The sequence below is a fragment of the Micromonospora sp. NBC_00617 genome, assembly GCF_045161355.1.
Taxonomy (GTDB): domain Bacteria; phylum Actinomycetota; class Actinomycetes; order Mycobacteriales; family Micromonosporaceae; genus Micromonospora.
This window is the reverse complement of sequence record NZ_CP107751.1, coordinates 6193324-6212609: the sequence shown is the minus strand read 5'-3', so window position 1 is coordinate 6212609 and position 19286 is coordinate 6193324. Positions and strand designations below refer to the sequence as shown.

The 19286-nt window shown below is 72.0% G+C and carries 17 protein-coding genes; 9 read left to right on the top strand and 8 right to left on the bottom strand.

Annotated elements, in window-relative coordinates; all coding sequences use genetic code 11:
* Positions 1 to 96 precede the first annotated feature (96 nt).
* From OG505_RS28755 to folP, 4 genes are read right to left on the bottom strand one after another with little or no spacing between them, the layout of a single operon-like run.
* A complete protein-coding gene (locus OG505_RS28755; protein ID WP_405429164.1) occupies positions 97 to 636 on the bottom strand; it encodes a DUF3180 domain-containing protein in 540 nt (179 codons plus the stop codon).
* Between the two features lie 19 nt (positions 637 to 655).
* Positions 656 to 1183, bottom strand: a complete 528-nt coding sequence (gene folK / locus OG505_RS28750; RefSeq protein WP_405429163.1) for a 2-amino-4-hydroxy-6-hydroxymethyldihydropteridine diphosphokinase — start codon at positions 1181 to 1183, stop codon at positions 656 to 658.
* On the bottom strand, positions 1180 to 1545 hold the full coding sequence (folB, locus tag OG505_RS28745) for a dihydroneopterin aldolase (protein ID WP_405429162.1): 366 nt from the start codon (positions 1543 to 1545) through the stop codon (positions 1180 to 1182). Before folB ends, folK begins: the two co-directional genes overlap by 4 nt.
* Complete coding sequence (gene folP / locus OG505_RS28740) at positions 1542 to 2441, bottom strand: dihydropteroate synthase (RefSeq protein WP_405429161.1); 900 nt, start codon at positions 2439 to 2441, stop codon at positions 1542 to 1544. Before folP ends, folB begins: the two co-directional genes overlap by 4 nt.
* 346 nt (positions 2442 to 2787) lie before the next feature.
* Here folP and OG505_RS28735 point away from each other — a divergent pair, with 346 nt between their 5' ends.
* The 7 genes from OG505_RS28735 to OG505_RS28705 are packed head-to-tail and all read left to right on the top strand — an operon-like array spanning position 2788 to position 11219.
* The gene (locus OG505_RS28735; protein WP_405429160.1) at positions 2788 to 3102 is read left to right on the top strand and encodes a hypothetical protein; all 315 of its coding nucleotides are present in this window, start codon (positions 2788 to 2790) and stop codon (positions 3100 to 3102) included.
* Between the two features lie 13 nt (positions 3103 to 3115).
* Complete coding sequence (locus OG505_RS28730) at positions 3116 to 3478, top strand: hypothetical protein (protein ID WP_007466101.1); 363 nt, start codon at positions 3116 to 3118, stop codon at positions 3476 to 3478.
* Positions 3479 to 3527: 49 nt separating this feature from the next.
* Positions 3528 to 6926 carry an ATP-binding protein gene (locus OG505_RS28725; RefSeq protein WP_405429159.1) on the top strand — a complete coding sequence of 1133 codons (3399 nt, stop codon included), beginning with the start codon at positions 3528 to 3530 and terminating at the stop codon, positions 6924 to 6926.
* 1 nt (position 6927) lies between these two features.
* Positions 6928 to 8880: an MFS transporter gene (locus tag OG505_RS28720; RefSeq protein ID WP_405429158.1), complete on the top strand. Its 1953-nt coding sequence runs from the start codon at positions 6928 to 6930 to the stop codon at positions 8878 to 8880.
* Positions 8877 to 9434 (top strand): hypothetical protein, encoded by a 558-nt coding sequence (locus OG505_RS28715; RefSeq protein ID WP_405429157.1) that lies wholly within the window; start codon positions 8877 to 8879, stop codon positions 9432 to 9434. Before OG505_RS28720 ends, OG505_RS28715 begins: the two co-directional genes overlap by 4 nt.
* Positions 9431 to 10606, top strand: coding sequence for a M23 family metallopeptidase (locus tag OG505_RS28710; RefSeq protein ID WP_405429156.1), 1176 nt, complete (start codon positions 9431 to 9433; stop codon positions 10604 to 10606). Before OG505_RS28715 ends, OG505_RS28710 begins: the two co-directional genes overlap by 4 nt.
* A 13-nt stretch (positions 10607 to 10619) precedes the next feature.
* Positions 10620 to 11219 (top strand): hypothetical protein, encoded by a 600-nt coding sequence (locus OG505_RS28705; RefSeq protein ID WP_405429155.1) that lies wholly within the window; start codon positions 10620 to 10622, stop codon positions 11217 to 11219.
* Positions 11220 to 11222: 3 nt separating this feature from the next.
* Here the strand turns inward: OG505_RS28705 and OG505_RS28700 are convergent, their stop codons facing one another.
* On the bottom strand, positions 11223 to 11780 hold the full coding sequence (locus tag OG505_RS28700; protein ID WP_405434779.1) for a hypothetical protein: 558 nt from the start codon (positions 11778 to 11780) through the stop codon (positions 11223 to 11225).
* Between the two features lie 194 nt (positions 11781 to 11974).
* Here OG505_RS28700 and OG505_RS28695 point away from each other — a divergent pair, with 194 nt between their 5' ends.
* Positions 11975 to 14536, top strand: a complete 2562-nt coding sequence (locus tag OG505_RS28695) for an FtsK/SpoIIIE domain-containing protein (RefSeq protein ID WP_405429154.1) — start codon at positions 11975 to 11977, stop codon at positions 14534 to 14536.
* 28 nt (positions 14537 to 14564) lie between these two features.
* The gene (locus OG505_RS28690) at positions 14565 to 15284 is read left to right on the top strand and encodes a hypothetical protein (RefSeq protein ID WP_405429153.1); all 720 of its coding nucleotides are present in this window, start codon (positions 14565 to 14567) and stop codon (positions 15282 to 15284) included.
* 82 nt (positions 15285 to 15366) lie between these two features.
* On the opposite strand, the gene folE is transcribed toward OG505_RS28690, so the two are convergent.
* The 3 genes from folE to hpt all read right to left on the bottom strand — a co-directional run bounded on the left by folE (position 15367) and on the right by hpt (position 19192).
* Positions 15367 to 16032, bottom strand: coding sequence for a GTP cyclohydrolase I FolE (gene folE / locus OG505_RS28685; RefSeq protein WP_405434777.1), 666 nt, complete (start codon positions 16030 to 16032; stop codon positions 15367 to 15369).
* Positions 16033 to 16067: 35 nt separating this feature from the next.
* Positions 16068 to 18086 carry an ATP-dependent zinc metalloprotease FtsH gene (ftsH, locus tag OG505_RS28680; protein WP_405429152.1) on the bottom strand — a complete coding sequence of 673 codons (2019 nt, stop codon included), beginning with the start codon at positions 18084 to 18086 and terminating at the stop codon, positions 16068 to 16070.
* A gap of 530 nt (positions 18087 to 18616) precedes the next feature.
* Complete coding sequence (gene hpt / locus OG505_RS28675; protein ID WP_030328005.1) at positions 18617 to 19192, bottom strand: hypoxanthine phosphoribosyltransferase; 576 nt, start codon at positions 19190 to 19192, stop codon at positions 18617 to 18619.
* Between the last annotated feature and the right edge of the window lie 94 nt (positions 19193 to 19286).

The window sequence follows — 19286 nt, the reverse complement described above, 5'->3', positions numbered from 1 at the left end:
GCCGTCCCGGTCCGGCCCACGGACGGATCGGGGGCGGCCGTTGCTCTCCGATCGGAGGCACCGTACCCGCGCCCAGAGCCAGGCGTAACCCCCTGCTCAGCGCTGGCCGGGACGGCTCTGGCGCTGGTCGGGCTCGTGCTCGTCGTCCGGGCGTTCCGGGACCCGACAGGATCGTTCCAGCCAGAGCGCGGCCCCGACCAGCGCCAGCGACGCCAGCAGCCCGGCCCCGGCGGCCGGCCGGTCGTCGATGGCGGCCCGGGTGGTCTCGACGAAGAGCCACCCGCTGAGACCGGCGTAGAAACCGGCGAAGATGGCCCCGGCCAGCGCCGACGCCTTGGCGAGCACCACGAACCGGGCGACCATCAACGGGTTCACCGGATCCCGGCCGGACTTGCGCTCGATGCGACCACGGGTGTTGACAGCCGCGTACGCCTCCAGCACCGCGAGCGCGGCCAGCGTCACCACCGGCAGCCACGGCAGACGGGGGATGCCGCTGTAGTAGAGGGTGCTGATCAGCAGCCAGGCCACCGCCGCCGCACCCAGGGCGGCCACGACCAGGGTCGAGATCCGGGTGGGGCCCATCCGCGACCGGTCCGGGCCCGGCCCGCCCGGTGGTGGGGACTTCGCCTGCGTCATGCCGGCCGGCTCCACTGGGTCATGCCGTCGACTCTAACGCGAGTTCGGGCCGGGGACGCAGTTCCAGCGCGTCGTCGGCGACCGGGCCGGCGGTGAGCAGGTCGGTCAACCAGCCGTGGCCGGGCAGTCGCCCGTACGGCTGGATGTCGATCCACGGTCGCAGCACGAACGCGCGCAGGTGCGCCCGAGGGTGCGGCAGGGTCAGCTCCTCGTCGTCGCTGAGCACCGGCTCGTCGTCGTCGCCCCAGACCGCGATCACGTCCACGTCGAGGGTGCGCGGCCCGAACCGCCGCTGCGGGTCACGGACCCGGCCGGCGGCGCGCTCCGCGGCCCGCGCCCGCTCCAGCCAGTCGCGGGGCGTGGCGGCGGCGTCCTGGGCCAGCAGCACCGCGTTGAGGTACGCGGGCTGGTCGGCGTCCCCCCACGGTGGAGTCTCGTACACGCCGGAGATCACCAGGACGGTGTCGCCGAACGTGGTGACGGCCGTCCGGAGGTGCTCCAGGCGGTCGCCGAGGTTGCTGCCGAGCGACAGCACGGCCCGGGTCATCGGGTACGCGTCCGGGTCATCGTGACGGCCACGTCGGTGAACGTGTGCGGCACCGGCGCCTCCGGCTTGTGCACGGTGACCGTGGCGGTGCGGACCCGTTCGTCGGCCAGGCAGACGGCGAGCAGTCGGTCGGCGAGGGTCTCGATCAGGTTGGCCGGCTCGCCGGTCACCACCGCCACCAGACGTTCGGCCAGCTCGCCGTAGTGAACCGTGGCGGTGACGTCGTCGCTCGCCGCCGCCGGGGCGAGGTCCAGCTCCAGGACGGCGTCGACCACGAAGTCCTGCCCCTGGGCCCGCTCGAAGTCGTACACCCCGTGCCGGCCGCGGGCGCGCAGTCCGGTCAACTGGATCCGGTCGCTCATCGGTCTCCCTCTCGCCGGCCGGCGGCTGCGCGTACGGTCCGCTCAGCCGGGCCGGCTGGCACCAGGCGCGGGCTGCCGGTGGCGGCCCAGACGGCGAGCGCGTCCACGGTGGCCCGCACGTCGTGCACGCGTACGCCCCAGGCGCCCGCCGCGACCGCGAGCACACTGGTGGCCACGGTGGCGGCCTCCCGCTCGGCGGCGGGTCGCGGTGTGCCGTCGGCGTCGGCGAGCAGTCGACCGAGGTAGGACTTGCGGCTGGCGCCGAAGAGCAGCGGGTACCCGAGGTCCAGCAGCTCCGGCAGGCGAGCGCTGAGTTCCCAGTTGTGGGCGGCCGTCTTGGCGAAGCCGAGGCCGGGGTCGACGACGATGCGGTCCGCCGTGACCCCGGCGGCCAGCGCCTCGTCGATCCGCTGGGCCAGCTCGTCCCGCACATCGGTCACCACGTCGGTGTAGCTCGCCAGGTCGCGCATCTGCCGGGAATGGCCACGCCAGTGCATCAGGACCCAGGGGCAGCCGGCGTCGCGGACGACGCGGGCCATGTCGGGGTCGGCCAACCCGCCGGAGACGTCGTTGACCACGGCCGCGCCGGCATCCAATGCGGCCTCGGCCACGCGCGCCCGGCTGGTGTCGATGCTGACCGGCACACCGGCGGCGGTCAGCTCGCGGATGACCGGCAGCACCCGCTCGGCCTCGGTCACCGCGTCGATCCGCTCGGCGCCGGGACGGGTCGACTCACCGCCGACGTCGATCAGGTGCGCCCCGGCAGCGCGCAGACGGACGCCGTGTCCGACGGCCGCGTCGAGGTCGGCGTACCGTCCGCCGTCGGAGAAGGAGTCCGGCGTGACGTTGAGGACGCCCATCACCACCGGGCCCGGAGCCCGTACCAGATCGGTCACGACTAGACGGTACCGGTCGCGGCGGCGGCACCCGGCGGCCCGGGTCGACCACCCCTGACGTGCTCATTGGAACAGGTGTACGATCGGTCATCCGGGCAGCATCAGGCAGTCCCTTCGCGGCTTGTCGCAATCCGGGGCGGCCCGTACGCTTTGGAATTGGCCAGCATCGAGATGGCGAAGCTTGGAGGGAGGGCCGAAGCGGGGGAAAACCGCCCAAACCTCGCCACCCTCCGTGGTGAGTAACGAACGCAGGGTCAAGAACGCTGCGCCCTGTGGAGCACATTTCCCGCCAGGCTCGTCCATTGCACCGCTGCGGCACCGCCGGCCGCGCTATGGGGAGGTTCCAGTGATCGCCTTCGAGCTCATGGAGACGGCGTCTTCCAGCGTCGCCCACGCGCTCTCCACTCTGGCATCGGCTCCACTCGCGGAGCCGGCACCGAAGGGGATCGACACCAACAGTGTCGTCACCTTCTTCGCCAGCAAGATCGCGCCGATCCTGCTCGCCGTCCTGGGCGTCATCTTCATCGGTCGCGCCAGCCGGGGCGAGATCTCCAAGGTGCTGACCAGTTCCGCGATCGCCATCGTCGGGCTCGCCTTCATCGCCGGCGCGGCAACACTCTTCTTCGTCGGCGGTTACCTGATCGACCTGATCTTCGAATAGGCGCGTTCACCAGATGCGGCTACGCACCGACGACGACATCTACCGGGCCCGCCTGGTCTACCTCGGGCCGCCCGGCTACACCCTTCCGGTCCACCTGCCCTACGCCCAGTACGGGCTCTTCATGCTGCTCGTCCCCCTCTACATGTTCATCCACTGGCTGTTCACGTTGACGGTCGAACTCTTCCCAGCGTGGGAGATCGCGCTCGCCATCGTGACCACGTCGTTCATCTTCCGGCACGTCGACCCCGACCGGCCGGCGCGGGTGGTCATCCGCACCGCGCTGACCGACTGGCGACGTACCCGGGAGCCGGCGATCGAGCAGCGCGACCCGCGTCTGGTCGGCAGCCGGATCAGGATCCGGGAGGAGCTGGCATGACCGGGCGTACGCCGAGCGGTCTGTTGCACGACGCGGGTGAGGCGGTCGCATGAGTCGCTCTTCCACGCCGGGCTCCCCGGCCGGCCGCCCGGCCGCGCCGACCAGTCACCGTGCGCAGTCATTTGATTACCCCGAGGCCGAGGACGAGGTGGCGCTCGACCCCGCGCTGGTGACCTCGCCCGGCCACGGCGCGGTCGGTGTGTTCCAGGCACCTCGGCCGGTCACCCGCCGGACGCCGCCCGCCGAGCCCAGCGCGGTCTCGGCCGGCGAGAACGCCGACATCGACTCGCCGTTCCTGGACCTGTTCGGTGGCGCGCGACCTGGTGGTCCACGGGCCGTGACGGCAGGCCCCGCGACCCGAAGCCAGCCGACGATCCCGCAGCAGCCGCCCGCGGTCGCCCCGACCCCGGCCCGACCGGCTCCCGAGTTGGAGCCACCCTGGACGCCCGACGACCGGTCCACCAACGACCGACAGGCCGTCGAGCCACGACGGGCGGACGCCTACCCGGCCAGCGAATCCCGGGTGCCGCATCAGGCGGGCGGCCGACGCTCGATGCTGCCCTCGGACGACCCCGAGCCGACCGCCGCAGGCGCGTCCGCGTCGACGGCCACCGGCTCGGCACCCCGGACGCCCAGCACCGCGCCCGTCGTCCAACCAACGGCATCGGTGCAGCGTCCGGCCGCCCCGACGGACCGGCCGACCGTGCCGGCGGAACGGCCGGCCACCGCCGGCCCGAGTGACCGGCCCGCGCTGGAGCGGGCGCCACGCCGCCCCGCATCGGAGCGATCCAGGGGGGCCGGGAAGGAAGTCGCCCCGCCCCGCCAGCGGACCGCGAGCAACCAGGACCGGCCGATCAAGCCAACCCGGGTCCGCGCCCCGAAGATCAAATTCGGAGACCGGGATCCCTCGGTCGAGCTGGCCATCACCGAGATCGCCGGCCACCTGACCTTCACCCCCAACACGGTCACCGCCTGGTACTGGCTGCCCGAGGTTCGCTGGGCCTTCCGCCCGGACGCCGAGCGTGAGGCGCTGCTGTCGGCGATCTCCGAGCAGTACGCCGGCCTGGCCGGTTTCCGGCTGCACCTGCGCCGGACCACCCGACCGTTCCCCGCCGACGAGTGGGCGCGCACCATCGACGGGCACACCCCGGCACCGCTGCCCGACGTCGCCGGCACCACCGGCTGGGCAGACCACCTGGTCGCTGCCCAGCGGCACCTGATGGCCGTCAACCACGCCGAGGGGCAGACCTACCTGGGCGTCACCTTCGCCCGCCGCTCCCTCGGCGACTCCATGACCGAACGCCTGCTCCGCACCTTCGGCCGGGGCACCGCCGAGGGCGAGCGCCGCAAGCTGGGCCGCACCGTGGAACAGTTCGACGAGGTGCTCGGCGCGTTCGGCATGCGGGGCCGACGAGTCACCGCCCAGGAGCTGGAGTGGCTGCTCTACCGCTCGGTGGCGCTGTGCATGGCACCCCCGGGCCGGCTCTCCCCGGTGACCGACGGGCACTGGGAGCGCGGTGACCTGCTCGCCCTGACCGAGCAGGTCGAGCGCTACCGCACCCCGTACGGCTCGACAGTGAAACTGGTCAACCGGATGACCGGCGAGGAACGGCACGTGGCCGTGCTCGCCGTCGGCCGGATGGAGCCGCTGGAGATCCCGGAGCGGCACGAGCCCTGGCTACACTTCCACGAGCGACTGCCCTGGCCGATGGAGATCTCCACCCGGGTCGACATCCTCGGTTCCGGCGACTCGTTCCGCAATCTCGAACACCGGCTGCGAATGATCCGCTCCCAGCAGCTCGACTACGCCGAGCACGGCATCGACGCGCCACCGGAGTTGGAACGCCTCGCCAAGCGGGCGCTGGTGATCGGCGACGAGATGACCACCGGGCTGCCCGTCGACTCGGCCCGCGCCCACGGCTGGCACCGGATCGCGGTCGGCGGCCGGACCAGGGAGGAGTGCCTGGAGCGGGCCCGCCGGCTCATCCAGCTCTACTCCCGGGAGCTGCGCATCTCCCTGCAGCACCCGAAGAACCAGGACTGGCTGGCTCGCGAGTTCATCCCCGGCGAGCCCATCGCCAACACCGGTTACGTCCGCCGGATGCCGGTCCCGCTGCTCGCCGCCGCGCTCCCCCAGGCCGCGTCCACCGTCGGTGACCGCAGGGGCGACCTCATCGGGCGTACCGCCGGCACCTGCCGCCGCCCGGTCTTCCTCGACCTGCACTTCCCCATGGAGGTACGCGAACGCTCCGGGCTCGCGGTCTTCGTGGCCGAGCCGGGCGGTGGCAAGTCGACCCTGCTCGGCGCGCTGGGCTACCTCGCCGCCCGACGAGGGGTCCAGGTGACCCTGCTCGACCCGTCCGGGCCGCTGGCCCGGCTCTGCGCCATGCCCGAGCTGCGGCCGTACTCCCGGGTGTTGAACCTGACTGGTTCGGAGCACGGCACCCTGGCGCCCTACTCACTCATCCCGACGCCCCTGCGCAGTGAGTTCGCCACCGGCGCCGCCGGCGACCGCGAGTTCGAGATCGCGGTCTCCAACGCCCGGGCCGAGCGACGAATGCTCGTCCAGGACATCTGCATGATGCTCGTGCCGCCGCAGGTGGCCCGCGAGGCGTCGACCGCCACCCTGTTCCGGCACGCCGTCCGGCAGGTCCCCGCCGAAGAGACGTCCACCCTGGACGACGTCGTGAGCTGCCTCGGGCGGCTCGACGACGACGCCGGCAAGGAGCTGGCGAACCTGCTCCTGGACACCGCCGAAATGCCGCTGGCCATGCTCTTCTTCGGTCGGCCGCCGGAGGGTCTGCTCGGCGCCGACGCGGCGCTCACCGTGATCACGATGGCCGGGCTCCGGCTGCCCGACCTCAAGATCGAACGAGAGTACTGGTCGGCCGAGGAGTCCCTCGCCCTCCCCATGCTGCACACCGCGCACCGGCTCGCCGTCCGCCGCTGCTACGGCGGGTCGATGTCGTCCCGCAAGCTCGTCGGCCTCGACGAGGCGCACTTCATGGAGGGCTGGCGGTCGGGCCGGTCGTTCCTGGTCCGGCTCGCCCGGGACTCCCGCAAGTGGAACCTCGCCGCGCTGGTCGCCTCGCAGAACCCCCGCGACATCCTCGGCCTCGACGTACAGAACCTAGTCTCCACCGTTTTCGTCGGCCGCATCGCCGAGGACGCCGAGATCGCCTCCGAAGCGCTGCGACTGCTGCGGGTGCCGGTCAACGACGGATACGAGGCCACCCTGGCCTCGCTCTCCGCCGCCGACACCAACTCGGCCAACCGCCTCGGATTCCGCGAGTTCGTGATGCGCGACGTCGACGGCCGGGTGCAGAAGGTCCGCGTCGACGTCTCGTACGTCGACGGCCTGCTGGACCACCTCGACACGACGCCCGCCGCGATCGCCGCGGCGGCCGGAGTCCTGCCGAGCATCTCCCTGCCGGATCTGGAGGCGTGACATGGCTGGGCCCCGGGCACGGATCGCGTCGTTCCTGCTCGCGCTCGGCGTACTGGCCGGGGCCACCCTCAGCTGGCCGCTGCTCGGCGCGGAGGCGGCCGCAGCCGCGCCACCGGTCGCCCAGGCCCGAGCCGACCTCTGCACGACAGCCGAATGGCAAGCGGACTTCCGGGCCTGCGTAGGGAAGCTCCAGGCGGTCAGCGAGGACGAGGTCAAGTGCCGTAACGCGCCGACCCCGGGCACGCCGGACTCCGGCCTCGCCGGCTGGTTCGCCGCCGCGCCCCCGGCTGAGGCGGCGAACGGAGTAGCCGGTCGGTACAGCCTCTACGGATACGCGGGTTACAGCTACAACACCTACGACATCGACGGCGGCTGCGCGTCGAGCGTGCTGCATCCGGATTACAAGTTCACCACAACGATCGCAAACGGCGAGTTCATGGCCGCCACGGCGATCATCGGCGCCTCGAACGCGCTCAGAGAACGCGCTTGGGATCCCGGCTCGATGTGGGGCTGGGCCGACCCGTTGGTCGAGAAGGCGACCAAGGCCGTCTACGAGAAGGTGTTCAGCGTCTTCGGGATCGTCACGCTGTGCGTGGTGGGGCTCTATCTGCTCTGGCGATCCCGGCAGTCGGACATGAGCAACGCCATGACCACCGCGGGCTGGGCTCTGTTGGTGATGGTCGCGGTCACCGCGCTCGCCGCCTGGCCGGTGAAATCGGCGAACATCGCCGACGGCGCGCTTGTCACCAGCCTCGGTGTGGTGCACGACGCGGTGGGCCCGCAAGCGAAGGAACCCGCACCCGGCCGATGCATCGACCCAGATCGCTGCAAAGACCTTAGAACCCCGGCCGTCCGCGCGAGCGACACCGCTACCGAGACCATGCTCTATCGGAACTGGGTCCGGGGGGTCCTCGGATCGGCGGACAGTGAGACGGCCCGCAAGTACGGTCCGGCGCTGTACGACGCCAAGGCGTTGTCGTGGGACGAGGTCGAGAAGCTGCGCGCCAACCCGGCCACCCGGGAGGCGACGATCAAGGCCAAGCAGCAGCAGTGGGCGCGGGTGGCCGAGCAGATCCAGACCGAGGACCCGGAGGCGTACGAGTACCTCCAGGGTGTCCGGGACATGGACCGGGTCGGGGCCGGGTTCATCGCGGTGCTGGCCTCGGTCCTGTTCGCCATGTTCGACCTGACCGCGTCGCTGCTGGTCCTGCTGGGCTTCCTGATCTTCCGATGGGCGGTGATCGCGGCACCTATCCTGGGCACGGTCGGGTTGCTCCGACCGGCCAGTGCCGGCCTGCGGCGGCTCGCGAACGCCGTGGTCGCCGCGATCTTCAACATCGCCATCTTCGGCACCGGGGCCGCGATCTACCTGTTCGCGGTCGATTTGATCATGAGTACGCCCACGCTGCCCGGCTGGCTCCAGGTGGTGCTGGTGTGGTTGTGCGGAGTGGTCGGCTGGCTGCTGCTGCGGCCGTACCGGCGGATCACCCAGCTCGGCGGTAAGGACAGCAGCGAGGCGGTCAGCTCGGCGGGGTCCTGGCACCGCCGGTTCTTCCGGGACATGCGGACGGCGGCGCGGCTCGACGTGGCCGAGCCCGGGGGCACGATGGAACCGGTGGGCGGACGTCGCCGATCGCCGGACGCCGAGCAGACCCGACTGCGCCCGGAGGCACGTCGGGAAGACCCGGCCCCGACGCCGACGCCAACCCCGGTCGCGGGCCGACGCGCCAGCGATGGTCGACCGGACGGTCAGGAACGCGCCGATGAGGCGCCGACGAAGGAGACCGGCAACCGAGGTCGTCCGGTGCCGCCGCAGCCCCGTCGACGGCAGCCGGCGACCTGGACCGAACCGGACGTGCCGTCGGAGAACCCCTCGTTCGTGGTCTACCGGCCCGGCTCCACCGAACGTGCGCCGGACCGCACCGGACCGCGGGTGCGCTCAGAGGCTCGGTGACGGCGATGCGACGGGCCCTGGAATTCCTCTTCACCCGGGCGCTGCGGTCTCGACTGGGAGTGGCGGTGGTGATCGCGGTACTGGTCTTCGGGGTGATCGGGGCGGCCCGCCTCGCGTCCGGTCCGATGGACCCGACGGACGGCTTGAGCAGCCGACCGAGCCGGCCGATCACCACCGTAGACCCGACGGCCGGTGACGACGGGGTGACCTCCACCGAGGCTCCGCCGTCGCCGGTCACTCCGCCCGGCGCCCGCACGCCGGAGCAGACCGCCGGCCGGTTCGCCTCGGCCTGGCTGGGCCGACCCGGAATGACTACCGAACAGTGGCAGGCCGGCCTGCGGCCGTTGTCGACCCCGGCGCTGACCGAGAAGCTGGCCGGCGCCGAGCCCGGCGGAGTGCCGGCCGAGGAGGTGACCGGCCCACCATCGGTGCGATCGCGCACCGAGACGTTCGTCGAGGTGCTGCTACCGCTCGACACCGGGCGGCTCCGGTTGGAGCTGGTGGTGGCGGACGAGGGTTGGCTGGTCGACGTGGTGGACTGGGAGCGACAGTGACCGCCGGCCGAGCAGGCCGTGCTCTTCGCCGCCCGATCCGGGTCGGCGTGATCGCCTCGGTGCTCACCGGGGTGCTGCTCCTGCTCTGCTGCACCGGAGGCACCGCGGCGTTCTTTCTCAGCGGTCTCGGCGGCGACGCGGAGAACGGAGACGCCCTGGCCGGCTGGGGCTGCGGACCCGTGCGTCCGGTGGACATCGCCGGCGAACTGCCTCGGTTCGCCGAGTATGGCGACGCGCAGATCCGCAACGCGGCAATCGTCATCAAGGTCGGTCAGGACATGGGGGTGCCCTCGCGTGGCTGGGTGATCGCCCTGGCCACCGCGATGCAGGAGTCCGCGCTGCGTAATCTGGCGAACACCGGGGTGCCCGCCTCTCTCGCCCTGCCGCACGAAGGCGTCGGCGCGGATCACGACTCGTTGGGTCTGTTTCAGCAGCGGCCGGGATGGGGCTCGGTCGCCGAGCGGATGACGCCCGCCTACACGGCCCGGAAGTTCTACGAGAAGCTCGTGAAGGTCCGCAGCTGGCAGCGCCGACCGCTGACCGTCGTGGCCCAGCAGGTCCAGATCAGCACCTATCCGGACGCGTACGCCAAGCACGAGGAGCTGGCCAGCAAGATCGTGGACGCGCTGGCCGGCGGCGCGGCCCGCACCGTCGAGATCAACGGAAAGGCGGTGTGCGACGCAGCCGAGCGCGGCCAGATCGCCGCCTCCGGCTGGACCGCGCCGATCTCCGGTGACGTCGGCTCCGGCTTCCGGACCGCCGAGCGACCCAGCCACAACGGTGTCGACATCGGAGCGGGCAAGGGCACCGAGATCCGTGCCGCAGCCGCCGGCCGGGTGCTGGTCGCCCGCTGCGACCCGGACAATCACGGACGGCGGAGCTGCGACGTGGACGGGTACCCCGGCAAGGGCGGCTGTGGCTGGTTCGTCGACATCCTGCACGCCGGCGGCTACATCACCCGGTACTGCCACATGGTGGTCCACCCCCGGGTCGCACCCGATCAGATCGTGCCGGCCGGCGAGGTGATCGGGCAGGTGGGCAGCAGCGGTAACTCGTCCGGTCCACACCTGCACTTCGAGGTGCACTTGCGCAACGACCGGTCCAGCCGGGGCGCGATCGACCCGATTCCGTTCATGCGCGAGCGGGGTGCCCCGCTGCGCGCCGCGGAGTGAGGCTGTCGCGGGCATGACCGGACCGATGCCGGACCCGTTCGCCGACCAGCCCGACTGGGCACCCCGGCCACCCCGACCACTGGCCATCGTGCCCGCCACCGGACGGGTGGAATTACGCGGGCAGCGGGTGCTGGTCGGTCTGCCCGGGCTGGGCTGGCGAGGGGACCTGCGCGCGGACGACCGCGTCGTGCAGGGTGCCCGGACCTACGTGCCGGTCATCCCCGAGCACGAGTGGTACCGGGCCGAGGCCGACCAGGTCGAGGTGTTCGCGCCGCTGGTGCCGGTGGAGCGGGTCTGGGTGGAGACGGTCGGTGAACGGCCCGGATCGGACAGCAACCGGGACACCGGGATCCGGCTGGTCTCGCTGGACGGCCCGTCCCATCGGTCCCCCACGCCCGTGTTCGAGGCGGACGCGGTCACCGGACGCCGGGTGGTGCACGTCGAGGGTGGGCTGGAACACCGGGACATGCGGGCCGTCACCGAGACCTACTCCGGGGCCGAGGGCGACATCTGCGTGCGGATCACACCCGAAGTGGAGTGGTACCGCTGGGCCTGGCGGGGCCAGTCACCCACCACTCTAGAGGTTCCGGTCCATTTGTTGTGGATCGAATGACAGTCAGCTCACTTTTGCTCCGCTGCAGACCCGCCAGCCTTCCTGCTTTCGGACGTCGAACTGCCAAGTGTCCGTCAAGCTTTGCTGGGTCCCATCTACCGTGGCGCTGCGGCGAACTGTCGTCACGACAGTGGCAATGTTGCCCTGATCGTTGACTTCAAGGCTGCCCCAACTGACCAGGATGCTGACGTCTAGCTGCCGCTCACGCGTAAGCAGGTCGGCTCGTAGCGCGCGAAGTGGCTCCAGTTGTGTCCCGCCCTCGCACGTGTACTGATCAGCTCGTGCGTCGTTGCGGTCCACGAGAAATGCCCGCAGGTAGTTGTCGACGGCCACGTCGGGGGCGCTTCGGTCGGGGGCCGCCGCGCGGTTGTACAACACGTACCCCGTCGCTATCGCACCGAGGCAGAGCAGGGCGAGCACCCCACCGACCACGGTGAGCACGGTTCGCAGTCGGCGGCGGCGCGGCTGTGGTGCCGGCGCTGGCGGGGCCGGCGGCAGCTGCTCGGACGGAGTCCGTTGGGCCGGTACGCGGGAGACCTGGGAACCGGCGGGGGGCTGCACTGATTCCACCTCCTGAAGTTAACGGCTGGACGGCCCGGAGCCAATGCCTCAGATCCAGCGGATCGTGACGGACCCCTCCCCACCGGTGAGATCCGCGACAACACCGGCGCACCGCCGCGGTACCTCCCAAAGGAGCGGCTCGGGCTGGGATACCGTCACTGCTCGGGGAGGGGTTGCCGACCTCGGGTGAGGGGGTGGACACGGTGGCCGGTCCGAAGGCACGCACGAACCGAGCGGCGGCGCTGCACCGCCGGGCCGCAGCTGTCGTGACCGCCGCCGCCGGCATCCTCGACGAGACTCGGCCGGCCCCCGCGGATCAGCGCCGCCAGTACGAGTTGGCCGACCGACTGCGGGTGGTTGCCGCGCGGCTGGCCCCGGGCTGGTCGGGCGCCAATCTGGACTCGCTCACCGTGGATTCTCCGGCGGGTGACGGCCCGCCGTCCTTTGTGCGGGTGGGTACGGCGGCGCCGTTGGATGACGCCCGGTTCCCCGCGCTCGTGCCGTTGATCGGGGCCGGGCACCTGAGTGTGGACGCCGATGCGCGGGAACCCCGGGTGGCGGGGCTGCTGCGGGCCGTGCTGCTGCGGTTGCTGGGCGGGGCACCCGCCGGTGCGCTGCTGGTGCGCGCGGTGGACGCCACGGGTGCGGTGCTCACGCCGTTCGGCGCGCTGGCTGATGCCGGGCTGCTGCCGCCGCCGGCGGTGGACGTGGCGGGTCTGCGGGCGGTGTTGACGGAGGCGGAGCAGTGGGTGACCCCGGGTGCGAGCGGGCGTCGTCGCCACGACCGCACCCTGCTGCTGGTGGTCGCCGCGTTGCCGGAGCTGACCGGCCCGACCGACCTGGTCCGGATCGAGGCGCTGGCCGAGCAGGGGCCCGCGGCCGGTCTGCACCTGGTGGTGGCCGGTTGGCCGCCACCGGGCCCGTACGCGTCCCGGGCGCCGTTGGCGCAGGCGACCTCGCTGGTGCTGCGCAACGCGTACGCGCTGCTCGGCGACCCGCCGGGGGCGTCGTTCGCGAGCCCGGGGGCCGAGCCACCGGTCGGGTTGAACTCACCGGTCTTCGTGGAGACGGACCCGCCGGCTGATCTCGTCGACGCGGTCTGTCGACGGCTCGCCGCCCAGGTGGAGGCGGGTTCCCGGCTGGCGTTGGCCGATCTCCTGCCGGCGACGGGTGAGCAACTCTGGGAGGCGGACTCCTCGAACAGCCTCACCACGATGGTGGGTGACGCCGGGGGCCGGCCGGTGCCGCTGGGTTTCACCGAGTTGACCCCGCACTGGCTGGTCAGCGGCCGTTCCGGGGCGGGACGTGCGGCGTTCCTGACCACCGCGATGCTGGGGCTCGCCGCTCGGTACGGCCCGGACGACCTGGCGCTCTACCTGGCGGATCTGGGCGACGGTGAGTCGTTCGTGGAGTTTCTGCAGACCGAGCGGGACCGCTCCTGGATCCCGCACGTGCGGGCCGCGGCGATGGCCGCCGACCGGGAGTACGTCCGGGACCTGCTCGGCCAGTTGACGGCCGAGGTGCAGCGCCGTGCGGAGGCTGCCGGGCGGGCCGGTGGGCAGCGCTTCGCGGAGCTGCGCCAGCACCGCTCGCTGCCCCGCATCGTCTGTGTGGTGGACAATGTGCCGCTGCTCTTCGCCGAGCGGGATCGGCTGGCCGCCGAGCTGACCGCGCAGGTGGATGTGTTGGCGCGCACCGGTCGGGCGTACGGCGTGCACCTGGTGCTGGCCGGCGCGGGCGAGCTGGGGTTGAGTGGCCGCGCGGACGCCGGGCACCGGGATTCGGTCCTCGGACAGTTCCCGGTGCGGGTGGCGTTGCCGGGTGGCGGCCCGGTGCTGGAGCCGACCAACGATTCGGCCGCGGGACTGCCGGTGGGCAGCGCGGTGGTGAACACCGCCGGAGGGCTGGGTGGCCCTCGGGGCGCGATCCGTGGCCACGAACGGTTGATCCGGCACCCGGATCCGCTGGACCATCCGGAGGTCGTGGAGCAACTGCGGCACGAGCTGTGGGCGGCCCGGCCGGCCGGGTCGGCGCCACCGGTGGTGTTCGCCGGTTACGCTCGCCCGCTGCTGAGCAACGATCCACGTCACCGGGCGGCTCTGGCGGGCCAGGCGCACGGGCCGGCCGCTCTGCTCGGCCGGGCGGTGGACGTGGCCCGTACGACGGTTGCCGTTCCGATGGGGCCGGCGGCCGGGCGCAACCTCGCCGTGCTGGGCTCGGGGCCGGCGGCGGGCGGCCTGTTGGCGACGGCGGCCCGGAGCACCGCAGCTCATCATCCGCCGGGCACCGCCCGGTTCCTGGTGGCCGCGCCGGACCAGGGGGCACGCCCACTGGCGGAGGAGTTGACGGCGGAGCTGGCCGCCCGCCATCCGGCGTGCCTGGTGGACGTGCCGGCGCTGCTCGCGGACACCGACGGGGAGCTGCCGACGTACCTGGTGGTCTTCGGGTTGGATCGGCCCGGGCCGCGGGAGTTGCCCGCGGATCGGCTGCGCGCGCTGCTGCGGGACGGGCCACCGGCGGGCCGCCACCTGCTGGGCTGGTGGCGGGCGGTGCTGCCGTTCGCCGCGCTGCTGGAGCCGGACGGCGAGGTCGACAAGCTCGCCGCCGTCGTGGTGCTGGACGTGCCGGCGGCGCAGCTCGCCGCCGTCTTCGGCCGGCCGGTGGAGTGGCGGGCGCACCCGGAGCGGGCGGTGCTGTGGGACGGTCCGGACGAGCGGGGCACGGTCCTGGTGCCGTTCGCCGACAGGGTGGGGTGAGCGGACGGTGCACGCGGGAGGTGTCGGTGTGGGGTCGAACGCTACGGTGACCGGGCCGGGGCGGCAGCGGACCGCCGGGCCGGACGGCGATGGCACGCCGGCGGCCGCGGAACCCGTCAGCGGCTGGGCCGAGTATCTGGCGGCGGCGCGGCAACTGGATGCGGTCCGACGCGGCGCGGCTGCCGCCGCCGGTGAGCAGGCCCGCTCGGCGGAGGCCGCCCGGGAGGAACTGACTGTCGTGCGTGCCGGGCTGGCGGGTCAGCAGGAGCGGCTGCGGGAGCGAGGCGTACCGGCGATCTCGCTGGTGCCGTCGCCGCCGGAGCTGACCGAGGCGGCCCGGTCGATGGCCGGCGGTCCGGCCGCCGTGCTGGCGGCGCTGCGGGCCGCGCGGGGTCAGGCCGAGGCGGCGGACGCGGCGTTGGCCGCGCGTCGCGGCCTCCGACCGGCCTCCTGGCCCGCGCGGGCGCGCAACCTCCTGGTGTACGGGCCGTTGGCGCTGCTGGTGCCGCTGATCCAGGTCATCGTGTACGCGATGACGGGTGCCGGCCCGGCCAGCGTGACGGCCCTGATCGCTGGGCTCCCGATGCCGGCGGTCGCCTTCGTCGTCGGCTGGGTGGGTGTCGGTCGGGTGTTCCACGCCAGCCCCGGCGAGCGGCTGGACCGGACGGTGCGCCTCGGTGCGCTGGTCTGCCTGGTGCCGGCGGCGCTGGTCACTGCCGGCCTGCTGCTGGCCCTGCTGGCCGGCTGACCCGGCGTCGCGCGGACCGCACCGCAGACGCGACGGCCGACCACCCCAGGACGGACGGCCGGCCGTTGTCGCGTTCGCCAGGTCAGCGGGGGATGATCAGCGCCATCGCCTCGGCCCGCGACTTGGAGTCGGACTGCAGGACGCCGCGGACCGCCGAGGTGATGGTCTTGGCACCGGACTTCTGGATGCCCCGCATCGCCATGCACATGTGCTCGCATTCGAGCACGACGACGACGCCGCGCGGGGCGAGCTTGCTCATCAGCAGGTCGGCGACCTGCGAGGTGAGCCGCTCCTGCACCTGGGGTCGGCGGGCGAAGACCTCCACGAGGCGGGCCAGCTTGGACAGGCCGGTGATCCGCCCGTCCGGGCCGGGAATGTAGCCGATGTGCGCGCTGCCCCGGAACGGCAGCAGGTGGTGCTCGCAGAGGCTCATCACGTCGATGTCCCGGACGATCACCAGCTCTTCGTGGTTGGCCTCGAAGGTGGTGCTGAGCACCTGGGCCGGGTCGACGCGCAGGCCGGCGAAGAGCTCGGCGTACGCGCGGGCCACCCGGGCCGGGGTCTGCTGGAGCCCGTCGCGGTCCGGGTCCTCGCCGACGGCGATCAGGATCTCCCGGACGGCCTTCTCGATCCGGCCGAGGTCGACTGCGTCCTCGACCGGGCGGCCGGTCAACCGGCCGCTGATCAGCCGGGCGGCAACGTAGTCCAGCCCGTCGTCGCCGTCGGGCTCGGTCGCGGAAACGGCCAGCTCCCGGTGCGGGGAGCTGGCCGTCGGGTCGTCGCTCAGTGCGTACCGTCCGAGTTGTTGGACGGCGTGCCACCACCAACGGACGCCTGCGCGCCGTCGGCCTGGGCCTGCGCCTTGAGCTTGTCCTTCTCCGCAGGGGTGAGCACAGGCGGCTCGGTGGACGGCTGGCGCTTGCCGAAGCCGTTGTACGGAGCCAGCGGCGGGCGCTTGACGACCCGCGCGCAGATCCGCGCCATGTCGGCCGTGGAGAGGGTCTCCTTCTCCATCAGCTCGAGCACGATGCTGTCCAGGACGTCCCGGTATTCCACCAGGATCTCCCAGGCCTCGTCGTGCGCCAGCTCGACCAGTGCCCGCATCTCGCCGTCGATCTCGGCGGCCACCGAGTCCGAGTAGTCCCGCTCGTGGCCCATGTTGCGGCCGAGGAACGGCTCGTCCCCGCTGGTGCCGTACTTGATCGCGCCGAGCTTCGAGCTCATGCCGTACTGGGTGATCATCGCGCGGGCCAGCTGGGTGGCCTTCTCGATGTCGTTGCCGGCGCCGGTGGTCGGCTCGTGGAAGACCAGCTCCTCAGCGGCCCGGCCGCCCAGCGCGTACGCCAGGGTGTCGATCATTTCGGCGCGGGTCTGGGTGTACTTGTCTTCGGTCGGCAGCACCAGGGTGTGGCCCAGCGAGCGGCCACGGGACAGGATCGTCACCTTGTGCACCGGCGCGGCGTGCGGCAGCGCCCAGGCGACCAGCGCGTGCCCACCCTCGTGGTACGCGGTGATCTTCTTTTCCTGGTCGCTCATCACCCGGGTCCGTCGCTGCGGACCGGCGATCACCCGGTCGATCGACTCCTCGAGGGAGTCGTTGGTGATCGCCCGCTGGTCCTTGCGGGCGGTGAGCAGGGCCGACTCGTTGATCACGTTGGCCAGGTCGGCGCCGCTGAAGCCCGGGGTACGCCGCGCCACCGAGTCGAGGTCGACGTCGGGGGTGAACGGCTTGCCCTTGGCGTGCACCCGCAGGATGGCCTTGCGGCCCTCCATGTCGGGGGCGTCCACCGGGATCTGCCGGTCGAACCGGCCCGGGCGCAGCAGCGCCGGGTCGAGGATGTCCGGCCGGTTGGTGGCCGCGATCAGGATGACTCCGCCCTTGGTGTCGAAGCCGTCCATCTCGACGAGCAGTTGGTTGAGCGTCTGCTCGCGCTCGTCGTGGCCGCCGCCCATGCCGGCGCCGCGGTGGCGGCCGACGGCGTCGATCTCGTCGACGAAGACGATCGCCGGGGCGTTCGCCTTGGCCTGCTCGAAGAGGTCGCGGACCCGGCTCGCGCCGACACCGACGAACATCTCCACGAAGTCGGAGCCGGAGATCGAGTAGAAGGGCACCCCGGCCTCGCCGGCGACCGCGCGGGCCAGCAGGGTCTTGCCGGTGCCGGGCGGGCCGAACAGCAGCACGCCCTTCGGGATCTTGGCGCCGAGGGCCTGGTACTTCGCCGGGTTCTGCAGGAAGTCCTTGATCTCGTGCAGTTCCTCGACGGCCTCCTCGGCGCCCGCGACGTCCGCGAAGGTCGTCTTCGGCGTGTCCTTGGTGATCATCTTCGCCTTGGACTTGCCGAAGTTGAGCACCCGGGAGCCGCCGCCCTGCATCTGCGACATGAAGAACAGCAGCAGGAGCACGAGCAGCGCGATCGGCAGCAGGTTGACCAGCAGGCTCACCCAGATGCTGTCCGACGAGACCTTGGTGTCGGCCGGGCCGGTGACCCGGTTGGCCGCCTTGGCGTCCTCCACCTCGTTCCAGACCTGATCGCCAACCTGGTACGGGAATTGGGCCTCGATCTTGTCGGTCTCGGTCTTACCGAACTTGGTCTTCTGGGCAAGATCGAGCTGGAGCGTCTGCTCCTTGTCCTGGAAGACGACCTTGTTGATCTTAGCGGTGTGCAGCTGATCGAGCGCAACGGAAGTGTCCACGCGGTGGTAGCTGGGACCAGCGGTGAACAGCTGACTGAGCACAACGGCGCCGAGGATGACCAGGATGATCCAGACCACCGGTCGGCGGAAGAAACGCGTACGTTCCATACTGTTGTCGAGCGCCGAGGCGCCCGCATCCTCCTGATCGACGTCCTGACCGTCTGATGGTGTCGCCGCCCTGGGCGGCGTCGGAGCCGCCGTGCGGGCCGGCCTCGACCCCGAGGCGCGAAAACTGCCGCGCCGCGGTCATTCGACCGTACACCGTGTACGCGAGGAGTGAGCTTGCGAGCCCCGCAGTGGTGTATCAATCGAAGGCCCGTGTACGCGAGGAGCAGGCCTGCGAGCCCCGCCCCCGGTTCTCCGTCGCCATCGACGACGGGCTCCGTGAGCGGCCTCGCCAGCCCCGCACCAGACGTACGGCGGGTCCGGGCAAGAACCGGCGTGGCGGGGAATCCGACCCGGCCACCCGCACGCCCGGTCACGCGGACGAGGGGCCGGGCGCGAAGTTGCCTCCGCGCCACCGGGCTCCACGGTAACCGGAACAACTGGGAGCCCGCTGAACGTCGGCTTGACGAATACCGATGCGAGTTGCCCTCACTCGGCCCCGGGCGCGACCCGGCCGGGCCGGACGGCCGGCGTCAGGACCGGGCGTAGACCTCGGGCTTGAGCACCCCGACGTAGGGCAGCTCCCGGTACCGCTCGCCGAAGTCGAGGCCGTACCCGACCACGAACTCGGTGGGGATGTCGAAGCCGACGTACTTCACGGGCACCGGCACCTTGACCGCATCCGGCTTGCGGAAGAGCGCGACCACCTCGACGCTCGCCGCCGAACGCGATTCCAGGTAGCGCAGCAGCCAGGAGAGCGTCAGACCGGAGTCGACGATGTCCTCCACGACCACGACGTGCCGGCCGGCGATGTCCCGGTCGAGGTCCTTGAGGATGCGGACCACCCCGGAGGAGGTGGTGCCCTGGCCGTAGGAGGAGATGGCCATGAAGTCGAGTTCGGCCGGCGGGCCGTTGCGGCCCAACGCCCGGGCGAAGTCCGCCATGAACATCACCGCGCCCTTGAGCACGCAGACCAGCAGCAGTCCGTCGCCCACGTGGGCGTAGTCGGCGGAGACCTGCTTGGCCAGCTCCGCTGTCTTCTCGCGGATCTGCGCCTCGGAGATGATCACGTGGTCGATGTCGGCGTCGTACCAGGAGCCGTCAGCCATGACTCCTAGCCTGCCGTACGTCCGATGGCCTCCGTCGGCGGGGCCGCACCTTTCGGCGCGGTCCCGCCGGGGATCTTCGGTGCAAAGGACACCA

Bases quoted from the DNA above. Each gene is read 5' to 3' on its own strand.
- OG505_RS28730 (WP_007466101.1), top strand. From the start codon at position 3,116: ATGCGGCTACGCACCGACGACGACATCTACCGGGCCCGCCTGGTCTAC.
- folK (WP_405429163.1), bottom strand. From the start codon at position 1,183: ATGACCCGGGCCGTGCTGTCGCTCGGCAGCAACCTCGGCGACCGCCTG.
- ftsH (WP_405429152.1), bottom strand. From the start codon at position 18,086: ATGGAACGTACGCGTTTCTTCCGCCGACCGGTGGTCTGGATCATCCTG.
- folB (WP_405429162.1), bottom strand. From the start codon at position 1,545: ATGAGCGACCGGATCCAGTTGACCGGACTGCGCGCCCGCGGCCGGCAC.
- OG505_RS28725 (WP_405429159.1), top strand. From the start codon at position 3,528: ATGAGTCGCTCTTCCACGCCGGGCTCCCCGGCCGGCCGCCCGGCCGCG.
- OG505_RS28755 (WP_405429164.1), bottom strand. From the start codon at position 636: ATGACGCAGGCGAAGTCCCCACCACCGGGCGGGCCGGGCCCGGACCGG.
- OG505_RS28705 (WP_405429155.1), top strand. From the start codon at position 10,620: ATGACCGGACCGATGCCGGACCCGTTCGCCGACCAGCCCGACTGGGCA.
- hpt (WP_030328005.1), bottom strand. From the start codon at position 19,192: ATGGCTGACGGCTCCTGGTACGACGCCGACATCGACCACGTGATCATC.
- OG505_RS28720 (WP_405429158.1), top strand. From the start codon at position 6,928: ATGGCTGGGCCCCGGGCACGGATCGCGTCGTTCCTGCTCGCGCTCGGC.